The organism is Marinococcus sp. LNSP9103-4 (genome assembly GCF_056034345.1).
In genome coordinates this window covers 13,044-31,641 of record NZ_JBQLIA010000017.1, presented here as the reverse complement: position 1 = coordinate 31,641, position 18,598 = coordinate 13,044, and the positions used below count along the sequence as shown (strand labels likewise).

The window sequence follows — 18,598 nt, the reverse complement described above, 5'->3', positions numbered from 1 at the left end:
ACCATGCTGTTTTATTGCAATACTAACGATGAAGGAGAACTCCGAGAAGTATTGGTCGGCCAGTACGTCGTGCCGGACCGCCAATTCGATTTCTTTTTCTTTTTGGATAAAGACAACGACGCGGATAAGCTCGAGCACCCGGAGGACTACAAGGTGGATCTCGAGACGCGGCAGTTGGTCCCACTCGAAGTAAGGGCATTGGCAGTGAAGGATGGAGAGGTGGAAGACATCGACAAAACATCAACCACCACGGACGACGGGACAAAGGAGGCGGAATAGATGAATTTACCGGATATACCTTTAGGCCTTGCAGGTTTACGCAAAAACCTTATCGAGCGAACAAAACTACTAAAAAATGAAATCGAAGCCGCCCAGCAACGCATCAGCCGGGAGATCGTGGAAGGCAGTTCGATTGAAGAAATGATTGACGCTAGGAAAGAATATGATAGATTAGGCGACCGATTAAATGCGAACGATCATACTATGAATACCAAAGCTGATAGGAATGCTGTAAGACTAAGAGCGAAAGCGATTGGTTTAGAAGATTTGAACGAGGAAATGATTGCAGCGATTGAGGGCGGGGAGAGTGCACGTTTTGACTTGTTTTCTATTCCCAAAGACGAGTCTGTTACGCCTGGCAAACTAACAAAAGCGATTCAAGAGAGCATCTTGAAATGGGAACATATTTCCTATGAATTAATTGAAGACGTTCACTACCGACGAATAGATGGATATGCTGAAAGCAACGAATATCCAGATTACCATTCAGTAATCATTCCGGTGTCCCAAGGAGAAATTTACAGTATCTCGACTCGGATTGGTTCTAGTTCGAACCAAACCGGTATTATTTTCGTCAATGAAGATATGTGGATTAAAGCTTATGATTTAGAGGGCGGCGAAATTGAAACATATGAAGACGTAGAAGCAATTGTGCCGGAAGGCGCTACTGAAATGATTCTGGGGGTGTATGGAGATAGTTATGAGTTAGTTGTTTCGCAGGCAATGGTGAAAAACTTTGTAGATCAAGCGGATATATCCTCCATTCAGTCGAATGCTTGGAGGGACAAAAAGATTATCTTTAACGGCGACAGCATCACCGATCCCAATTATAACAGCAACCTTTCGTTTCGCTATCCTGCTTATGTAGTGGATGCTTTAGGGGCTGCAGAAGATAATTATGCCATTAGTGGATCAATTATTGCCGTTCGAGAAGATGATCCAGACTATCGAAATCCTATTGTATCCAGGTACCAGGACATGGCTGATGATGGAGATCTGATCATCATTGCTGCCGGTACTAATGACTGGCATTACACAGCGACCCCTCTAGGAGACATGGAAGACAGAAATGACCAGACCTTTTACGGCGCTTTACACAATCTATGTTTAGGGCTGAAAAAGAAGTATAAGAACGAAACGATTTTGTTTCTTACGCCTATCAAGCGCAGGCAGGATTCTCATGATACTCCGGAAGCCACAAATGGAAATGGAAAAACCCTAAAGGAATATGGAGAGATTATCAAAGAAGTATGTATGTATTATAGTATCCCAGTATTAGATATGTATGCCGAAAGCGGATTGTTCCCATTCGATGATGAACTAGCGACAGAACATTATCAAGAACAAGATGACGGGGACGGTAACAAGTATTACACTCATCCGAATGGGGCCGGGCAGAAGAAAATGGCTGAACGGTTACTCGGTTTTTTGACCCAGCTGAAATAACTAAAGACTATTTAAAATATGAAAGAAATCTCTATAAAAGAAGACGAGTATACGGAGATGAAAATAAAAGGTTGATATAAAAAGGCACATTTATTAGGAAAAGTGAGTGAAAACGTACAACTTTTCATTTCAAGGCGGTATTAGTTTGTAGGGCCTGCTTGTATAATTTAAATGGTTATTTATACGAGGGGGAATCAAAATGAATTCAATATTTACAGTGACATACCCATCATCAAGAAAGAGAAACAAGACATGAGCGATATCGTTACCTCTCCTGCCTTTTGGGCAAGCGTCGTCGTATCTATTAGTAATATTATTATTTTAGTGTTTACCCTGAGATCGAACAAACGTACAAGGGAAGATAATTCTGCGCTCCAGAAAAATTTAGAAGAGGTAAAAGCAGAACATCAAGAAAAACATTACCGGTACACTAAGTTATATGAGAAACGGTTAGGAACTATGGTAGAGCTTTATGAAATGATTGGGCTGCTAGGGCGGCGTTTGGATTTTTTGCTTACTGATAAAGCGGAGGCAAAGCTTGAAGATGGACACACCATAAGAAGCATACAAAAGGCGTCCGAAACCCTTGATCAATTAGAAAGAGTATCGTTTCGTGCCTATATTTTATTAGATGATGAAATGGAAAATAAATTAAAAGAATTGAATGAAAGCCTCAAAAGTTTTTTTGGGATGTATATGATGCCTGAAATTGTGGAAAGAAAAGTTCAATATATTGGAGAAGATAGACGTCAAGAGTTATTAAGCACTTATAAAGAGCAAGCTGAGGAGCTAAAAGGAGATTTAAAGAAACAATTTAAAGATTATTTGTATTCAGCACAAGAGTAATACAACTTATAATCCAGGGGCGCCCAAAGGGGCGTCTTTTTTATGCCTTCATTACGTTTACAATAACTGGATAAAATGACTTTTGGGGACACGGTGTTGATTATTCCACGAAAGGAGGCGAGCACATCGATGTGCAACGACTAGGGGGTGGCAGGATTGAGCCAAAAAAAGGAGGAGCTGCCGCCGGAGGCCAGGCAGTATTTAACAGAACAACGCATGGAGAAGCACGGCCAGCGCTTGGAAAAGCTTGAAGATTTGATTCACAACAAAGACACGGGGCTGCTTGTTCGGACGGAGGCCGTCGAGGGGGAAGTCGAACGGTGGAAAAGCCGGGAGAACTGGTGGAAAGGGGTCTTGAATAAAGTCGTGGTCAGCGTGTTAGTCACCACGGTGCTGGCGGCCTGCGGGCGGATCGGGGCCTTTGTATGGGGCATCTTTTAGAAGGGAGGGGATATCATGTGAGGAATCTCCCCTTATTTGAAACGTTTGTGTTAGTGGTGATGTGGTTGGAAGCAGTGACGTTGGTGGCGTTTGATATTTTCACCCCGCGGTCGGAGTTTTACCGGCTGATGGCGGGCATTATGCCCCAGGGCGCCTGGGGGCTTATGTGCTTTCTGGCGGTTATTTTTCAATCGATTGGCTTGATCGCAAATATACGCATTTTTCGGTACGTCGGCTTAAGCATAAGCGGCGTCTTTTTTGCGTGTTTGTTTTTTATCAATACGTTTGAATTTCCCAACCTGATGTCCGGTGTGACCTTAAGCCTGGCCATCTTTAGCTTTGTCGCCTGGTCGTTTGTACGAGACACCGACTTGGTGCGTTGGGACAAAATACAGGAGCAAAAAACCAAGGGGGAACATTAATATGGGCATTAGAGTAGGAAAAGACATTGGCCACGGAAGAGACACGTACAAAAAAACAGGTGGTAAAGGCGTGCCAGGCATGGAAGAGTTTGATTTTAACCAGGCAGTCGTTAAAGTAGCTCAGGAAATTCTTGAAGATCATGGCGTCGAAGTAGTGAAAGCTCAGCCATTTGACGCGAATAATGTGTCGCTCCGAAGACGGACAGATATCTACAATGCGGAAGATTGCGACATTGTAATGTCCTTCCATGCGGATGCAAACGGAAACGAAAAAGCTAGTGGCTTCTGGGGCTTCTACTGGCACACGTCCAAAGAAGGGAAAAAGCTCGCAGATATATGGGCCAAGAACCTTAAGAATGAGACAGGTACTCGTCATAGAGGCAATCAACAGTCGAAGCGCGGCAGCTGGACCAACTTCCACATGGTACGGGAAACCAAAATGCCAGCGGTACTCATGGAGCATGGTTTTATGACGAATCCGCAAGACTTGAAGAGGCTTAAGTCAGAAGAATTCCGGAAGCAATGCGGAATCGCTGCAGCGAAAACGGTCTGCGAGTACGCAGGTATCAAATACAAAGGCAGCAATGTGAAAGGCGTTTCGACCTCGAAAAAGCAGGGATTTGCGAACCTGCATCCCGAATGGTGGAGGAAGAAAGGCAAAGCTATCGAAGACGTCCAGCAGCTGCTGCAGGAAGTCGGCATTAATCCTGGACCGGTAGACGGCATCTACGGACAGAAGTCGCTCGATGCGGTGCGTCAATTCCAGGAAGATCACGACATTTCTTCTCCGGCCGGTGATTACTACGGCGTGCCAGGTCCTTCTACGACAGCAAAACTCGAAAAAGAAGCCAAGCCGGTAGGTAAAATGGTGATCGTGACATACGATGATCCATTAAATGTTCGCGACAAAGGGAACTGGGAGCCAGATGATGTGGTCGGGCAAGTCCAGCAGGGCGAAGCCTTTACGATTGTCGATGAGCTTGAGGTGGATGGCACGAGCATGTACGAACTCAAGTCCGGGTTATTCATCACGGGGCATGAGCATTACGTGAGAGTCAAATAAGGAGGTGACAGTATAATGAAGAATCTCGACAAAGCGAGTGTGACAAGACTCGTATTAGCCATTCTTGCCGCCGGTAAACTCATTCTGGAGCCATTCGGCATTGAGATACCACAGGAACTCGCAGATAGCATTGCAAACGCCGCAGGGGCTCTCTTTGTGGTCTATGCGGCTTGGAAGAACAACTACGTCTCGGACAAAGGCAAGAAGCAGAAAGCGGTTCTACAGGAAAACGGACTGAAGTAAACGAACGTGTGCATCATTCTTATCGAAGCCCGGGTTCGGCAAAGCCCGGGTGGGTACATAATTCAAAGTATTCAATTTATGAAAATGATGGTAACATAGTATTAATGTACTACATATACAAGGAGAATATACATGCCATCATTAAAATTATATATGGATGAATCTGGCTCTATAACTAGAAATAAATTACCGAAATTACGTTATTTTATTATTGGTTCAATTGAGACAAAAACTCCCAAAAAAGTTGCTAAAGAATTTCGAAAAGCTAAAGTTGATTATCTAAAGAATAACCCTGTCCAAGGCCTAGCAGTTACAGATGAAATAAAAGGAAGTGAAATGCCAGCTGACTTTCGAGAGTTTATTTTTCAGCGATTAGTATCTAAAACGGATATAGTTTTTGATACTATAATAGTCGATAATCACAACATTACGGAGAGGCTTAAGCAGGACCCCCATATCGCTTTTAATTATTTAATAAAACTTTATTTATCACATAAGATTGATACACCGGTGGATTTGTTGGACATTATAATAGATAATAGAAATAAAAAGTTGCCCAACTTAAAAGATTTAGAACACTATTTAACTACAGAATTATATGTAAGAGAAAAAGCTAATAAAGTAATAGTTGACTATACGGAATCTCACAACAATGATTTAGTACAAGTTGCGGATGTTTTTTCTAACTTTGTTTATAAAATGATGCGCTGCCAAAGCTATGGCGACGAATTTGAAGAACACCATTTAACTAGTTATAAGATTTTACAACAGCAATTAAAATGTATCTTTAAATTTCCTTTAAGTGATTGCGTTGTGAAATTTGAAGAATTACATCAACAAACTTAAGGTAATAATTAACTTGACTATTAAAAAGTAAAGGGTTAATATTGTGATAGGATCCACTTGTAATTCTTTAGAAGGCGTGAGACGATTCATAAGCTGCCTGTGTGGTAGCCGCCTCTAAGTTAAGGGATCCTTGAATTTTTTACATAGTAATTAAACCGATCTCTAAGGAGGTCGGTTTTTTCGTATAATATAATATGCCTAAAGTTATACCGAACACCAAGAAACATCATCAGCTTACGCTAAACACCCAGGAATCTTCTATTTTCCTCCTGGCGAGCAAATACGACATTTTCCAAACGTAGAGCTTCTGGCTATACTAAAGAAGTTCCTTACCTCGAGGAACTACCATTGTCTTATTGTTTTCCACACTGTCAGAAGTCTACAGAAAGCAGCCCTCCCTTGGGGCTGTTTTTTGGTATGTACAGGAGATTGCAAACATAATTGCAAACGCCATAACGAAATAGATAAATACACTATCGGGAAAAACGACTGGATTACTAGCGGAGAGCCATGTTTGCAATTCAATCAAATATGCCACGAAAGCTGAAAAAACCGGCTTTTATTGGCTGGCAGCCAAGAGGTCAGCGGTTCGATCCCGCTAGGCTCCACCATACATATTACGTCAACGACACCGGTTTGAGAGCTTCTTCTCATCCTGGTGTCGTTTTTGTATTGGCTTATAAAAGTATATGTACTTTTTTTAGTTACAAAACTTGCTGTTTGAAACGCGTTGGGGTATTATATATTCATTCCAAGATACATACCACGCCAACGACGCCGGTTTGAGGGACTATCCTCGGCCCGGCGTCGTTCTTTGTTTCGGCGGTATGTGTTTAGGCTGACAGTGGTTGCCTATTTATAGTAGAGGTTTTCGTTGGACAATGGAATCGAGGCATGGCAGTTTTCACACGGCTGTTCGTTTCCGGAAACGTTGGAATCAGTACTTAACGTTTCGGGCGGCATTTGAATGGAAGCTGTGTTTTCGTGTCCACATTCCGGGCATTTCACCATTAACATTAATTATTCACCTCACTTTTTATAACGGTTTTCCCGTCCGTCAGAGGGTTATAACTTCTATTGTAAGAAAAATTTGATAAATGAGAAGAACTGATTCTTTAGACCTTGTAGGAGGCTGCTGAAATATATTATGCTATGATCAATTCTCTATCGAACATAGCAAAAGGAGTTAGGACAGATGAGAAAAAGATTTATACTGCTGATTACAGCAGCCGCAGCTGGAGGTATATGGATAATCGTTTCTTTAAACAGAGAATCTGTAAATGAAAACAGTGAGAGAATTAAAACCCCGGACGAGGAGCTTTCAGAACTGGAAGAGATGAATGTTTATTCATTTTTGCAGCACCGCCTAAATACATATCATACGTCTACTGTAGAAGTGTTTGGATCAAGTGTGGCTGCCGGGACCGGAGCGGACAGCTACAGCGAATCATGGGCCGGCCTATTAGAGGAGAGACTGCAGCAGATTAATGATGACAGCGAGCACGTAGAGCTGAACAATCATGGAGTTGATGGCTATTCCTCGGAGGATATGCTTGAACGGGAAATGATTGATGCTGAGCTTTCTGAAGAAGCGGATTTTGTGATTATTGAGACAGGTATACTGAATGATTTCTATCGGGGCATTCGGGCTGCTCAAAGTATTGATAATATCCATCAGTTGATCCGGGAAGCGAAAACGAAAGCGCCGGATGCCGTAGTATTGGTGATGAACCCAAACCCGGCAATCACCTATGAAAGCACGACTCCGGAGCTGGATAGCGGCTATCAGGAGTTTGCGGATCAGCTCAAAGAAGAATTTGAGCTCGATCAGGGAGTCTTGTTTATAGATGCCTCTGTGCCCTTTCACGAAAATGCAGAAAACGGCCGTCAAATGGAACAGTATATTGGTGACGGCATTCACCCAAACAGCGAAGGCTATCGGCTCTGGTATAAGCATATGGATGCGTATTTTGAGCAGACCCCCGTTCAGAAGGCAGAAGCATCCGATTAAAAGATCCATAAAGTGCTTTTATAGAAAGAACGTGCTGCGAAGGCAGGGCGTTCTTTTTTTGCAGGCCTTCCCCTGAAACTGTTTACAAATGCAATTAGTAGATTATAAGAGGAAAGTTCAGTACCAGCAGGGAAGCTGCCGGGCTTTTCACGAATTCCTCTGTTTGGCTTCCGGAGGTTAACGAAAGAACATGTGAAAGAAGTACTGTTTTAGGAAGAATGAGGAAAAACAACTCATTTCCTCTCGATATTAGGTAAGATAAAGGTATACACCCAAATAGAAGAAAAGCATAGCCAAAAGAAACAGGAAGGAGTTTTCTATGAGCTATACTGCGCGTGAACTGGTTTTCAGCCAGGCCTGTAACTGCTGGAGCCGTATTTCGTACCTGTATCAATGTGAACCGAAAATAGTAACTGTCTCGATTTTTCCTTCAGCAGGCAAAAGAAGTACTCAACTTAACGCCGATATGCTGAGTATTGAAGAATTTTGGAAGGTTTGCTACGAAAAATTTAAAATGGATTTTCCGGGAAATTAACAACATTGGCTTATAAAAATGAAAAATAACAGTGCTTCTGGGGGACGTTTGCCCGTGCGCTCAGAGGGTAATTACCAATAGACACAAGGAATGTTGGAAGAGGTGAAAGTATGACTGCCGGACTATTACTAAGCGCCGTACCTCCCAAAGGGGATCCTTTTGTGATGATTGCTACGGACTCAAAGGGGGCAAGCCTTGAGGGCGGGCCGGCGGATGAAAAGGCGCAGAAGGTATTTGATGCCGGAAATGCGCTGCTGGCTGTGAGTGGTGTGGCAACAGACGCCCACCGGTCCCAGCTTGTAAAGATTCTCGAATCACATAAAGAAAAGCCAATTGATAAAAAAATGCAGCTGGTATACGACGAAAGTCTGGCCGTGAAAAAGGAGCTTGGCTTAAATATGACTGCTGCGATTATGCAGTTTGACGAAGTTGGGAATCCGCAGGTGGCTTTCTGCTATGTCGGCACGGATGAAGGAGACCAGCAGTTCAACCCATATACGTTCGACCGCCGGGTGCCGGAAGTCAATCACGCGTATTTTGGTGAAGATAAAGAAGGGGTCACCGAGTTCCGAAAAAAGCTGGACGAAAAGCTCGATAAGAAAACAATTACTCCGGACCACGTCCGGGAGTCCGCCGGGTGGTTCATCCGGAGGGCTGCAGAAGCGTTTCCTGCAGCGGTTAATACCAGGGTTCAGACAAGGGTGAAGGTGTTCAGGCCCGTAATGTGAGCCGGCACTGAATACTTGATACGCAATTGAAAGGGGAGAAAATCAATGAGCTTTGAAAATACATTCGCTACTAAAACACGCAAATATTTAAATATTGATGCCCTGCCCGAGCAGCAGCTAATCGATTCGACGGCTAGAGAAATTATGTATTATTTTATGGATCTTGAAGAAGAATTTAAAAATATAAACGACCGCAAGTTTCATATTGAAGCAGGCTTTCACGAAAGCTATATTAAGATCAATAAGCGAAAGCTTTCTTTTGAGCTGAAGCATATCCCTTCCCACCGCATCACTGTCATTCAAAAAGTGAATGGTAATAAAGCCCATATAGATCACATTATTGCCAAAGACGATGAAGCCCGCAGTGAAGCAGACGAAACCCCGTTCAGCCGTGATTTGATCCGCCGGTATCTGATTCAGACATTTGGGGATTCGCTCGACTTAAGTAATATTTATTGATGTCCTCTTACGGGGGCATTTTTTTATTGAAGAATTTTTTTGGATAAACGAAGTCGCGGCGGTTGAATAAATGGCAGGGGCGTCAGATAATATACATGTGTAAATACAAGTCGGTCTAAGCAGTATGTATCGGCTAAAATATCAGATAATTCTATATCTTTTGAGTGAAGCAGGAGGAGAGAGATGAAAAGCACGGCGGTATTTAAACAGATGAAAGAACGGCAGGAGCCGATTACGATGATCACAGCGTACGACGCTCCGGCGGGAAAGGCCGCGGAAAAAGCTGGCATGGATATGATACTTGTGGGTGATTCGGCAGGGATGGTGGTGCACGGCTACGATTCCACGATTCCGGTAACGCTTGATGATATGGTGATGCATGCACGTGCGGTACGCAGGGGGGCTCCGGGCACATTTATCGTAGTGGATCTGCCCTTTTTAACCTATCATTCCTCTATGGAGAGCACGTTTACAGCAGTGAAACGTCTGATGCAGGAAGGCGGTGCCCAGGCAGTGAAGCTTGAAGGGGGAGATGAAATTACCAGAGGGACTATCGCCCGCTTAACGGCTGCCGGCGTCCCGGTCATAGGGCATCTCGGCCTTACTCCCCAGTCCGTAGGGGTGCTTGGCGGGTACAAAGTACAAGGGAAAACAAAAGAAGAAGCACAGCGATTGATGGAAGAAGCAGAGAGACTCGAACAGGCGGGAGCTTTTGCGCTGGTGCTTGAATGTGTTCCTGGAGAGCTTGCCACCCGGATTGCAGTGCATCTTTCGATTCCGGTTATCGGCATAGGCGCCGGGGCCGGCGTTGACGGTCAGGTGCTGGTTTTTCACGACGCTGTCGGATGGGGAGAGAGCTTTGTCCCTTCCTTTGCTAAGCAGTACACTAATGTGCAGGCACAAATTGACGAAGCCCTTGAGAGCTATGTAAGTGATGTAAAAGCGAAAGCATTTCCAGAGGAGAGGCATACTTTTTCCATGGATGCCTCTGTGCTGAAAGATCTTAGCAGAGGCGCATCGTCATGAAAGTATTTACTTCAATTCAGGAAATTCGCACACATATCAATGAGAGAAAACAGCAGGGAGAAATAATTGGTTTTGTGCCGACAATGGGAGCACTGCACGAAGGACATTTTTCATTAATGATGCAGGCTTTGAAAGAAAACGATGCAGTAGTGGTGAGCATTTTTGTCAATCCGCTGCAGTTTGGTCCGGATGAAGATTACGAAGCGTATCCGCGTACGCTCGAAGCGGATCTTGAAAAAGCCGAAGCCCGGGGCGTCGATATAGTGTTTGCCCCGTCAGCGAAAGAGATGTATCCCGAAGAGATGCAGACAGGGGTGCGCGTGCATGAGGGAAGTGATGTGCTCTGCGGCAAAAGCCGGCCGGGACATTTTGACGGAGTGGCGACCGTGGTGCTGAAGCTGCTGCAGATTGTTCAGCCGGCACGGGCCTACTTTGGGCAGAAGGATGCGCAGCAGGCCGCTGTACTGACGAATATGGCCCGTGATTTTAATCTTCCAACAGAGATTGTTACTGGCCCGACGGTTCGGGAAGCTGACGGCCTGGCTCTGAGCTCCAGAAATGTGAATTTAACCAGCAGGGAGCGCCGGGAAGCTGTCTGGCTGTATGAAGGATTAAAGCAGGGAGCGTTATGGATGGAAGAGGGGTTTTATGGACCCGGGGACATTTTGAAGAAAGCAAAACATACAGTAGAAGCTAACATTTCCGGAACGATTGATTATATGGATATTTTAACTTATCCCGGTCTTAAACCTGTAAGGGAATGGAACGGGCAGATAATTATCGCAGGAGCGGTGCAGTTTTCGGGAGCGAGACTCATCGATAATATTATTCTTTCTCCTGACCAGAAAGAAAGGGGGTGACACTGATGTACCGTACGATGATGAAATCAAAGCTTCACCGGGCTGTAGTTACAGAAGCAGATTTAAACTATGTAGGAAGCATTACCATTGACCGGGATCTGATGGAGGCGGTGGACCTGTGGGAAAACGAGAAAGTGCAGGTAGTCAATAATACGAACGGGGCCCGTCTGGAAACGTACGTGATTGAAGGCCCCCGGGGCAGCGGGGTAATTTGCCTGAACGGTGCAGCCGCGAGAATGGCGCAGCCGGGGGATGTGGTCATCATTATTGCTTATGCATTGATGGAAAATGAAACGGCCCGGGAGTTCAAACCGGCGGTGGCTGTGCTTGATAGTCATAATCAAATCAGACAGATGCTGTCTTATGAGCCTGCATCGACGAGCCTGGATTAAAAGGAGATGCTGCCTGTGCGCACGCCTGAGGCTGTGATGGCGCTGATAATGGAGACTGCCAGAAACGATGAACGGGTCCGGGCCGCAGCTCTAAGCGGATCCCGTGCAGCCGCCGGAAGCAGCAGTCCTGATCTTTTCAGTGATTTTGATATTATTTATTTTGTGGAAAATATGGAACAAATGATTCAGGACCGGACCTGGCTTGAAGTGTTTGGAAAGCCTTTGGTTATGCAGACCCCGGATGAAATGAATTTATACCGTGAACCGTTGGGAGAGTCATTTGCCTTTCTGATGCTTTTTCAGGATGGTAACCGCATTGATTTAACCTTAAAGCGCGCAGAGAACAGGTATGAGCACTGGGAGCAGGACGGTTTGACCCGCTGCCTGCTAGATAAAGATCGCCCAGTTTCTGATTTTCCTGCTCCTACCGACATAGGCTACAAAACAAAGGTGCCGGAAGAGGGATTCTTTCACCAATGCTGTAATGAGTTTTGGTGGGTGGCGGTGTATGTAGTCAAAGGCTGGGGGCGGAGAGAAATGCTCTACGCCCAGGCCCACCTGAATATTATCCGCCGTATGCTGATACAAATGCTGAAGTGGAAGGTTGTACTCGAAAAAAAGACATCAGTAAATTTCGGCCAGGAGGCGAAGCATCTGGAAAAACACCTCGGGGCCAAGAATAATAAAGAACTGGCAGCTACTTATGCAGCGGGCTCTTACGATAGCGTGTGGGCCTCGTTGCAAAAGGCGATAGTTATGTTTGAACGGGAATCTGCTTTCGTTGCGAGCGAATGCGGGTTTGCGTTGAATGAGCAGGAAGGGCGACGGGTGAAGCAATATATTCAAGAGGTCAAACACGCGGTAAAATAAAAAAAGGCTCCTGCAGGCAGCAGGAGCAAAATGAAATATGGGATAAGAGCAACAAATTGGACGAATGCTACTCTATATGCTTATTATTACCTAAAGAGTAAGAAAAGTACACACTTTTCAGAAAAAATGATGCTTTTACCTATAGATGCGAATGGGTCCAAACTACTGCCCGGGCAGATCTTCAGCCCGTTTGTAGTGGAGCTGGGCCAGTTCTCCCCAACGCTTCACTTCGTGCAGATGAAGCCGTTTTGGCTGCCCGGTCCGTTGCTTAAACAACGGGACGCCGCTTCCTAAAAGATCAGGCGTAAAGGTAATAATATATTCATCGATCAGTTCTGCTTCTAGGAGAGGATCTATAATGTCTGCGCCCCCAATGACCCATATGCCACTTCCAGACTCCTGCTGCTTGTTTTGAAGCCATTCTGCCACGTTTCCTTGGACAAAGGAGACGTAACCGTCGTTGCCCGTGCGGCTGGTGGAAAAAACATAGCAGTCTTTGTCACTGTAGGGAAAGGCATCTGTTAAAACGAGCACGTCTTCGTAGGTTTTTCTTCCCATTACGACCGTATCCACCCGCCGGTACATTTCATCGTAGCCATTGTCTCCCTCGCCTTCGGCTTTCAGCAGCCAGTCAATATTTCCTTTTGCATCAGCGATATAGCCGTCAAGACTGGCGGCAATAAACAGGATTGTTGGTTTCATTACGACCACTCCCTCCGTTAATACGTTTATTTTATCATGAAAAAAACAACAATCAGAACAATTGCACGGGAAGGAGATAAAACATGAAGAAAAACTGGGTTTGGGTAAGTGTTGCTGCAGCAATGGTTATTGCGGGTGGCGCGGGTTACTGGGCGGATCGGCACGTTTTAATCACCACTGTCGATGGCAATGACAAAGCCTGGTACATCGAGGGCGGAAAAGCAGAGGAAGAGCTCTACCTTCGTCCCGAAACGGCCGCATCTTTATACGGAGCGGAGCTGGAACAAGAAGGCCGGGCCGTGCGTTTATCTGTGAACGGCGCTTCGTGGGAGGGGGAGCTTGAACAGAGTCCCGCCTGGTTCAATTGGAGGGGAGAATCTTATATTCCTGTGAAAGAAGCCGCGAAAGAACTGGCATTCGAAGAAGAAGAGACCGGAAACCGCTATACAACAGAGCTTTGGAGCCCGGCCCAGGAAAGAATCGCCAGAGTGATTGAGAAGGGGGAAGAGTTTACAGGTGTTCCGTACAAATGGGGAGCGTCTGAGACTACGACCGAATATTTCGACTGTTCCTCCTTTACGCAGCGTATGTATGCTGAAGAAAACGTGGATCTTCCAAGGGTCTCGGAGGATCAGGCGCAGGAGGGCCGGGATGTTGCTGAAGAAGACTGGAAGCGGGGAGACCTGATTTTCTTCGATACGAATGGAGACGGCAGCATTAATCATGTAAGTATGTATATTTCTGACGAAACACTGTTTCATGCCACAGAATCCGACGGTGTCGGCTATACTGATTTTTCGGATTACTGGAAGGAATCCGTGGTGGAGTCAAAAAGATTCATCGTTTAAAAGCCGTTTGAATTCGTCTTCCTAAAAAGAAAGTGATAAAATAAAGAACGGAATAGACATGGGAAGATGAAACGAGGAGGCTTTTTAAGCATGGATTTTAACAAGGTATTAAATCGGAAAAATACAAACTCAATGAAGTGGGACTTTGCGGCCGAACGCTATGGCTCTTCGGAGCTCTGGCCGATGTGGGTTGCGGACATGGATTTTCAGGCACCGCAGCCTGTACTTGATGCCATGCAGGAGGTAGTTGATCACGGGATTTTCGGCTATCACCGTCGTCCGGAATCTTTGAAGGACGCGACAACCGAATGGATTCGCACGCGCCATGACTGGAATATAAGTAACGAGCAGCTTGTCTTCACCCCGGGCGTAGTGCCGGCGATCAGTCATCTGATTCAGACATTTACGGAAAAAGGTGAGGGCGTTATTCTGCAGACCCCGGTCTACTACCCGTTCTATATGCTAGTAAATAATAATGAACGAACGCTGTATAAGAACCCGCTGAAAGAAACAGACGAAGGATTTACTATTGATGTGGAAAACCTTGAAGAACAGATGAAAGCCGGCGCGAAAATGCTTTTATTGTGCAGCCCTCATAACCCTATCGGCCGGGTGTGGACCGAAGAAGAGCTGCAGCAGATCGCCGCTCTGGCAGAGAAATACAACGTGCTGGTGGTATCTGATGAAATCCACGCAGATCTTATTCTCTCCGGCGTGCATGTACCATTTTCAAAGGCGGCGGATGGTTATGATGTGGAAACCATCACCTGCATGGCGCCGAGCAAAACCTTTAATCTTGCAGCCCTGCAGCTGTCCTATGTGGTTTTTGAGAAAAAAGCTTCACAAAAAGCATACGAAGCCCATCTGCAGCGTAATTTTGTCGGAATCGACAACCCGTTCGCCACAGTAGCTGCGGAAGCCGCATACCGGCATGGGAGCGAGTGGCTGGAAGAACTGCTCGTTCATCTGCGGGAAAACGTTGATTATTTAAAGGATCAACTGGAGTCGGCAATCCCGGAAGCGCACGTTATTAAGCCGGAAGGGACGTATCTTGTCTGGATTGATCTCCGTAACCTTGGGATGGATAAAAAAGAGCTCGAGGAATGGCTGCGCAAAGAAGCAGGGGTAGCTCTTAGTGACGGGCATATCTTTGGCGATGAAGGTGCTGGCTTTGTCCGCATTAACGTGGCCTGCCCACGCACGCATATCGATGAGGGCGTACGCCGCTTAAAAGAAGCATATGAACGAACAATTCAGGCCGCCGGCCGTAAATCATGAAAACGTTCCGTCTAGTCCGCCTCAGCCTGTTTCAAAAAGACGGTGACGCAATTGAAATGCATGAGATAAAAATGAAAGAAGGGCTCATTATTAATCGGGAGGAGCCTGATAGATCATGGCTCCTTGATGCGGTCATACCTACAGAATATGAAGACATTATTCACGAGTGGGAAAGACACGAAGAGGAAATGCTGATGGAAGCGGTCATCACTCATCCTGACAATGCCCCGGCGCTTTTGAGGGGAGTTGTGAAAAAAACGACGAGACTCGAGCATTCTCTTGGCGTTTTAATCCAGGCGTATATGGCTGGAAAAGATGAAAATATCACCGAACTGATATTGAAAGAGCTGATTACCGAAGGGTATGAAGGCGATCAGCTTATGGAAGAGTTTCACGAGCGAAAAAACGATCAGCGCTCCTGGTCTAAAGCAATGGCGGCAAGATTATACAGCCGCCAGGAAAAATAAATGCCCCCGGAGAGATGATAGAAGTGGAGTGATACGTATGTGTGAGGAACTGGCCATATGACGACCTGCTATAAATTCCGGGACTACTACAATAACGAAGTGGAATTGGCGTTAAACGACACTCCATTTTCAGACAAGCCGGGACATGTATGGGTTATATGCTTATATGCCGGCAAGTGGCTGCTCACTCGTCACTCCCAGCGTGGGCTGGAGTTTCCGGGCGGGAAGATCGAAGAGGGAGAAGCCCCCGAAGAAGCAGCTGTACGGGAGGTTGATGAGGAAACCGGAGGCCGGGTTGAAGTGATACGCTCTCTTGGCCAGTACAAGGTGGCTGGCCGGAGTGAAGACGTAATAAAAAATATATACATCGCTGTGGTGGAGTCGCTGATTCCTCATGAGGATTATATGGAAACAGACGGTCCGGTGCTGATAGAAACACTTCCAAGTAATATTCGTGACCATCCCGGCTACAGCTTTATTATGAAAGACGAAGTGCTTCCCCGTAGTGTGAAATATGCGGAGGAAGCAGGATATATTACATTAAAATGAAAGGAACCGATGCCTGCATATAAACAGGCACCGGTTCCTTTTTGACGTATTGCATCTTCCTGACGCCGATGAAAAATAGCTCCTACAACTGGGTTGGTCCCGCGTCTGCGATAGAAGCAGGCACGTCGTAAAACCGCTTGAAATTTTCCGCAAACTTGCGGGCAAGCATGCGGGCCTGAACCTCATAGTCGCCGGCTTCTGCCCACATTTTTTTCGGCTGAAGCATATCTTCGGGAACTCCGGGGCAGGACTCAGGGATATGCAGTCCGAAAATAGGATCCTCGACCGTGGCTGTATCAGTCAGCTCTCCGTTGAGGGCTGCCTGCACCATAGCCCGGGTGTATGAAAGATCCATGCGGCTGCCGACTCCGTAACCGCCGCCGCTCCATCCGGTGTTCACCAAAAAGACAGGCACATTGTGTTCATCAATTTTTTCACCGAGCATTTCTGCATAGACAGAAGCCTGCCGTGGAAGAAACGGTGCCCCAAAGCAGGTGGAAAAGGTTGCTTCGGGAGAAGTGACGCCTCTTTCCGTGCCGGCGAGCTTGCTTGTGTAGCCGCTGAGGAAATGGTACATGGCCTGCTCCTTCGTCAATCTGCTGATTGGCGGAAGAACGCCGAATGCATCTGCAGTTAAAAAAATGATCGCCGAAGGATGACCGGCTGTGCCGGAGGGAACAATCCCATCGACATGTTCAATCGGATAAGCCGCCCTTGTGTTTTCCGTGATCTGAGTATCCGTGTAGTCAACTTTTCCACTGGCATCGTCTATCCCAACGTTTTCAAGTACAGCGCCAAAACGGATAGCGTTCCAGATCTGTGGTTCTTTCTGTTTGGACAGGTTCGAGCATTTTGCGTAGCATCCGCCTTCGATATTAAAAATACCGTTTTCGGACCATCCGTGTTCATCGTCGCCGACCAAAAGCCGGGAAGGATCTGCGGAAAGGGTTGTTTTTCCGGTGCCGGAAAGACCGAAAAACAAAGCGCTTGCGCCATCACTGCCGATGTTTGCCGAGCAGTGCATCGGCAGTACGTTTTGTTCAGGAAGCAGGTAGTTCATGACAGAAAAGATTGATTTTTTCATTTCTCCGGCGTATTCTGTGCCGCCGATTAAAATTGTGCGCTGCGCAAAACTGATGACGATAAATGTTTCCGACGAGGTGCCGTCTGTCTCAGGATTTGCTTTGCATTCCGGTGCAGCTATGAGCGTAAAGGGCGGAGCAGAAGGATTTTCTCTTCCGTCTGGTCGGATAAACAGCTGCCGGGCGAACAATTGATGCCAGGCGCAGGAGGTGATGACCCGGACAGGAAGCTGGTAGTCGGGGTCAGCTCCGGCCAGGGCGTCGCTTGCAAATACTTCATTCCGGCTGTTCAAATGAGCCGTCACTTTTTTATAAAGCCGTTCAAACACTTCTTCGGACATTGGTTGGTTTACGTTTCCCCAGTCAATATAAGGAGAACTGCCGGGCTCATCGACAATATATTTATCTTTTGGAGACCGTCCGGTGTATTTGCCTGTTTTCACGGCAAGAGCACCTTCTGCTGTAAGTGAGCCCTCCTGCAGAGCCAGCGAGCGCTTCACAAGCGCAGGGACAGAGAGATTCCATTGGACGTGCGCTTCATTCAATAGATTTGTTTCGGGTTTGGAAGCGAACGGCGGCTTCATAAACAATCACTCCTTTAATGAGGGGGAAGTTGGATTTATTCATCATGAATGATGGATAGAATATAAAATAGTGTAACACATTTGGTTTAATAGTACATACTTATTCGTTAAAAAAGTTCATGAATATTTTTAGGACTAAGAGGGAAAAGATGTAGGAAAGCAATGAAAGGGGAACAACTATGGAACAACAACCGGAATTTATTGTATTCTATGATAGTGATTGTCCGTTATGCACCAGATTCCATACTTATCTCTCGGCGATAGATAAGACGAACAGGGTGAAATGGAAGCCTATATATGATGAGGATTTATTTGAAAAGTACCCGATGCTCAAGGGAGAGCCGCTTGAAGAGCAGATGCACAGTGTAGAGGATAATACGTACGTATACGCTGGTTATTATACGGTGAAAAAATTATGTTATACTATTCCGGCTTTGAAGCCGCTGAAGGCAGTATTTTTACTGCCGGGAGTAGAAACGCTTGGCCGCAAGCTGTATCATACTGTTTCTGTAAATCGGTATCAGTGGTTTCATTTCCTTTGCGATGACAAAACGTGCCAGCGCGGAGGGCACTAGGTTTGACATCAAATAGGGTTTGCGTTAAGATTTTGTACGAACGGAT

The 18,598-nt window shown here is 45.9% G+C and carries 23 protein-coding genes; 20 read left to right on the top strand and 3 right to left on the bottom strand.

Annotation, left to right across the window (positions count from 1 at the left end; all coding sequences use genetic code 11):
• Positions 1 to 3: 3 nt before the first annotated feature.
• The 8 genes from ACTRXG_RS11735 to ACTRXG_RS11700 all read left to right on the top strand — a co-directional run bounded on the left by ACTRXG_RS11735 (position 4) and on the right by ACTRXG_RS11700 (position 5,586).
• Complete coding sequence (locus ACTRXG_RS11735; RefSeq protein WP_474285072.1) at positions 4 to 279, top strand: hypothetical protein; 276 nt, start codon at positions 4 to 6, stop codon at positions 277 to 279.
• On the top strand, positions 280 to 1,725 hold the full coding sequence (locus tag ACTRXG_RS11730; protein ID WP_474285071.1) for an SGNH/GDSL hydrolase family protein: 1,446 nt from the start codon (positions 280 to 282) through the stop codon (positions 1,723 to 1,725).
• 252 nt (positions 1,726 to 1,977) lie between these two features.
• Positions 1,978 to 2,571, top strand: coding sequence for a hypothetical protein (locus tag ACTRXG_RS11725; RefSeq protein ID WP_474285070.1), 594 nt, complete (start codon positions 1,978 to 1,980; stop codon positions 2,569 to 2,571).
• A gap of 156 nt (positions 2,572 to 2,727) precedes the next feature.
• Entirely contained in the window at positions 2,728 to 3,012 is a 285-nt protein-coding gene (locus ACTRXG_RS11720) for a hypothetical protein (protein ID WP_474285069.1), read from the top strand.
• 17 nt (positions 3,013 to 3,029) lie between these two features.
• Positions 3,030 to 3,434, top strand: coding sequence for a hypothetical protein (locus tag ACTRXG_RS11715; protein ID WP_474285068.1), 405 nt, complete (start codon positions 3,030 to 3,032; stop codon positions 3,432 to 3,434).
• Position 3,435: 1 nt separating this feature from the next.
• Entirely contained in the window at positions 3,436 to 4,497 is a 1,062-nt protein-coding gene (locus tag ACTRXG_RS11710; RefSeq protein ID WP_474285067.1) for an N-acetylmuramoyl-L-alanine amidase, read from the top strand.
• A 15-nt stretch (positions 4,498 to 4,512) separates the two neighbouring features.
• Entirely contained in the window at positions 4,513 to 4,740 is a 228-nt protein-coding gene (locus ACTRXG_RS11705; protein WP_474285066.1) for a phage holin, read from the top strand.
• A 132-nt stretch (positions 4,741 to 4,872) separates the two neighbouring features.
• The gene (locus tag ACTRXG_RS11700; RefSeq protein WP_474285065.1) at positions 4,873 to 5,586 is read left to right on the top strand and encodes a DUF3800 domain-containing protein; all 714 of its coding nucleotides are present in this window, start codon (positions 4,873 to 4,875) and stop codon (positions 5,584 to 5,586) included.
• A gap of 852 nt (positions 5,587 to 6,438) precedes the next feature.
• On the opposite strand, the gene ACTRXG_RS11695 is transcribed toward ACTRXG_RS11700, so the two are convergent.
• Entirely contained in the window at positions 6,439 to 6,603 is a 165-nt protein-coding gene (locus tag ACTRXG_RS11695; RefSeq protein ID WP_474263930.1) for a hypothetical protein, read from the bottom strand.
• 178 nt (positions 6,604 to 6,781) lie between these two features.
• Here ACTRXG_RS11695 and ACTRXG_RS11690 point away from each other — a divergent pair, with 178 nt between their 5' ends.
• The 7 genes from ACTRXG_RS11690 (at position 6,782) to ACTRXG_RS11660 (ending at position 12,467) form a co-directional block, all read left to right on the top strand.
• Positions 6,782 to 7,597 carry an SGNH/GDSL hydrolase family protein gene (locus ACTRXG_RS11690; protein WP_474285064.1) on the top strand — a complete coding sequence of 272 codons (816 nt, stop codon included), beginning with the start codon at positions 6,782 to 6,784 and terminating at the stop codon, positions 7,595 to 7,597.
• A 645-nt stretch (positions 7,598 to 8,242) separates the two neighbouring features.
• Positions 8,243 to 8,860 carry a hypothetical protein gene (locus tag ACTRXG_RS11685; RefSeq protein WP_474285063.1) on the top strand — a complete coding sequence of 206 codons (618 nt, stop codon included), beginning with the start codon at positions 8,243 to 8,245 and terminating at the stop codon, positions 8,858 to 8,860.
• Between the two features lie 45 nt (positions 8,861 to 8,905).
• Entirely contained in the window at positions 8,906 to 9,319 is a 414-nt protein-coding gene (locus ACTRXG_RS11680; protein ID WP_474263924.1) for a DUF3942 family protein, read from the top strand.
• A gap of 183 nt (positions 9,320 to 9,502) precedes the next feature.
• Positions 9,503 to 10,345, top strand: coding sequence for a 3-methyl-2-oxobutanoate hydroxymethyltransferase (gene panB, locus ACTRXG_RS11675; RefSeq protein WP_474263922.1), 843 nt, complete (start codon positions 9,503 to 9,505; stop codon positions 10,343 to 10,345).
• Positions 10,342 to 11,205 (top strand): pantoate--beta-alanine ligase, encoded by an 864-nt coding sequence (panC, locus tag ACTRXG_RS11670; protein WP_474263920.1) that lies wholly within the window; start codon positions 10,342 to 10,344, stop codon positions 11,203 to 11,205. The genes panB and panC overlap by 4 nt, the downstream gene beginning before the upstream one ends.
• Positions 11,206 to 11,210: 5 nt before the next feature.
• Complete coding sequence (gene panD, locus ACTRXG_RS11665) at positions 11,211 to 11,597, top strand: aspartate 1-decarboxylase (RefSeq protein WP_474285062.1); 387 nt, start codon at positions 11,211 to 11,213, stop codon at positions 11,595 to 11,597.
• Between the two features lie 15 nt (positions 11,598 to 11,612).
• Complete coding sequence (locus tag ACTRXG_RS11660; RefSeq protein ID WP_474263915.1) at positions 11,613 to 12,467, top strand: aminoglycoside 6-adenylyltransferase; 855 nt, start codon at positions 11,613 to 11,615, stop codon at positions 12,465 to 12,467.
• Positions 12,468 to 12,629: 162 nt separating this feature from the next.
• Here ACTRXG_RS11660 and ACTRXG_RS11655 read toward each other — a convergent pair whose 3' ends face one another.
• Positions 12,630 to 13,169, bottom strand: coding sequence for a dihydrofolate reductase family protein (locus ACTRXG_RS11655; protein ID WP_474263913.1), 540 nt, complete (start codon positions 13,167 to 13,169; stop codon positions 12,630 to 12,632).
• Positions 13,170 to 13,252: 83 nt separating this feature from the next.
• Between ACTRXG_RS11655 and ACTRXG_RS11650 the strand changes: the two genes are divergently transcribed.
• The 4 genes from ACTRXG_RS11650 to ytkD all read left to right on the top strand — a co-directional run bounded on the left by ACTRXG_RS11650 (position 13,253) and on the right by ytkD (position 16,311).
• The gene (locus ACTRXG_RS11650) at positions 13,253 to 14,017 is read left to right on the top strand and encodes a C40 family peptidase (protein ID WP_474285061.1); all 765 of its coding nucleotides are present in this window, start codon (positions 13,253 to 13,255) and stop codon (positions 14,015 to 14,017) included.
• A 90-nt stretch (positions 14,018 to 14,107) separates the two neighbouring features.
• The gene (locus ACTRXG_RS11645) at positions 14,108 to 15,295 is read left to right on the top strand and encodes a MalY/PatB family protein (RefSeq protein ID WP_474263908.1); all 1,188 of its coding nucleotides are present in this window, start codon (positions 14,108 to 14,110) and stop codon (positions 15,293 to 15,295) included.
• A complete protein-coding gene (locus ACTRXG_RS11640) occupies positions 15,292 to 15,762 on the top strand; it encodes a YwpF family protein (protein WP_322526298.1) in 471 nt (156 codons plus the stop codon). Before ACTRXG_RS11645 ends, ACTRXG_RS11640 begins: the two co-directional genes overlap by 4 nt.
• 57 nt (positions 15,763 to 15,819) lie before the next feature.
• Positions 15,820 to 16,311 carry an RNA deprotection pyrophosphohydrolase gene (gene ytkD / locus ACTRXG_RS11635; RefSeq protein ID WP_474263906.1) on the top strand — a complete coding sequence of 164 codons (492 nt, stop codon included), beginning with the start codon at positions 15,820 to 15,822 and terminating at the stop codon, positions 16,309 to 16,311.
• An 82-nt stretch (positions 16,312 to 16,393) separates the two neighbouring features.
• Here the strand turns inward: ytkD and pckA are convergent, their stop codons facing one another.
• Positions 16,394 to 17,977, bottom strand: coding sequence for a phosphoenolpyruvate carboxykinase (ATP) (gene pckA, locus ACTRXG_RS11630; protein ID WP_474263904.1), 1,584 nt, complete (start codon positions 17,975 to 17,977; stop codon positions 16,394 to 16,396).
• 179 nt (positions 17,978 to 18,156) lie between these two features.
• Between pckA and ACTRXG_RS11625 the strand changes: the two genes are divergently transcribed.
• Complete coding sequence (locus tag ACTRXG_RS11625; RefSeq protein ID WP_474263902.1) at positions 18,157 to 18,552, top strand: thiol-disulfide oxidoreductase DCC family protein; 396 nt, start codon at positions 18,157 to 18,159, stop codon at positions 18,550 to 18,552.
• The last annotated feature ends 46 nt before the right edge of the window (positions 18,553 to 18,598 follow it).

Bases quoted from the DNA above. Each gene is read 5' to 3' on its own strand.
- ACTRXG_RS11690 (WP_474285064.1), top strand. From the start codon at position 6,782: ATGAGAAAAAGATTTATACTGCTGATTACAGCAGCCGCAGCTGGAGGT.
- panB (WP_474263922.1), top strand. From the start codon at position 9,503: ATGAAAAGCACGGCGGTATTTAAACAGATGAAAGAACGGCAGGAGCCG.
- ACTRXG_RS11680 (WP_474263924.1), top strand. From the start codon at position 8,906: ATGAGCTTTGAAAATACATTCGCTACTAAAACACGCAAATATTTAAAT.
- panD (WP_474285062.1), top strand. From the start codon at position 11,211: ATGTACCGTACGATGATGAAATCAAAGCTTCACCGGGCTGTAGTTACA.
- pckA (WP_474263904.1), bottom strand. From the start codon at position 17,977: ATGAAGCCGCCGTTCGCTTCCAAACCCGAAACAAATCTATTGAATGAA.
- ACTRXG_RS11645 (WP_474263908.1), top strand. From the start codon at position 14,108: ATGGATTTTAACAAGGTATTAAATCGGAAAAATACAAACTCAATGAAG.
- ACTRXG_RS11695 (WP_474263930.1), bottom strand. From the start codon at position 6,603: ATGTTAATGGTGAAATGCCCGGAATGTGGACACGAAAACACAGCTTCC.
- ACTRXG_RS11650 (WP_474285061.1), top strand. From the start codon at position 13,253: ATGAAGAAAAACTGGGTTTGGGTAAGTGTTGCTGCAGCAATGGTTATT.
- ACTRXG_RS11730 (WP_474285071.1), top strand. From the start codon at position 280: ATGAATTTACCGGATATACCTTTAGGCCTTGCAGGTTTACGCAAAAAC.
- ACTRXG_RS11705 (WP_474285066.1), top strand. From the start codon at position 4,513: ATGAAGAATCTCGACAAAGCGAGTGTGACAAGACTCGTATTAGCCATT.
- ytkD (WP_474263906.1), top strand. From the start codon at position 15,820: ATGACGACCTGCTATAAATTCCGGGACTACTACAATAACGAAGTGGAA.
- panC (WP_474263920.1), top strand. From the start codon at position 10,342: ATGAAAGTATTTACTTCAATTCAGGAAATTCGCACACATATCAATGAG.
- ACTRXG_RS11625 (WP_474263902.1), top strand. From the start codon at position 18,157: ATGGAACAACAACCGGAATTTATTGTATTCTATGATAGTGATTGTCCG.
- ACTRXG_RS11640 (WP_322526298.1), top strand. From the start codon at position 15,292: ATGAAAACGTTCCGTCTAGTCCGCCTCAGCCTGTTTCAAAAAGACGGT.
- ACTRXG_RS11655 (WP_474263913.1), bottom strand. From the start codon at position 13,169: ATGAAACCAACAATCCTGTTTATTGCCGCCAGTCTTGACGGCTATATC.
- ACTRXG_RS11725 (WP_474285070.1), top strand. From the start codon at position 1,978: ATGAGCGATATCGTTACCTCTCCTGCCTTTTGGGCAAGCGTCGTCGTA.
- ACTRXG_RS11710 (WP_474285067.1), top strand. From the start codon at position 3,436: ATGGGCATTAGAGTAGGAAAAGACATTGGCCACGGAAGAGACACGTAC.
- ACTRXG_RS11735 (WP_474285072.1), top strand. From the start codon at position 4: ATGCTGTTTTATTGCAATACTAACGATGAAGGAGAACTCCGAGAAGTA.
- ACTRXG_RS11685 (WP_474285063.1), top strand. From the start codon at position 8,243: ATGACTGCCGGACTATTACTAAGCGCCGTACCTCCCAAAGGGGATCCT.
- ACTRXG_RS11700 (WP_474285065.1), top strand. From the start codon at position 4,873: ATGCCATCATTAAAATTATATATGGATGAATCTGGCTCTATAACTAGA.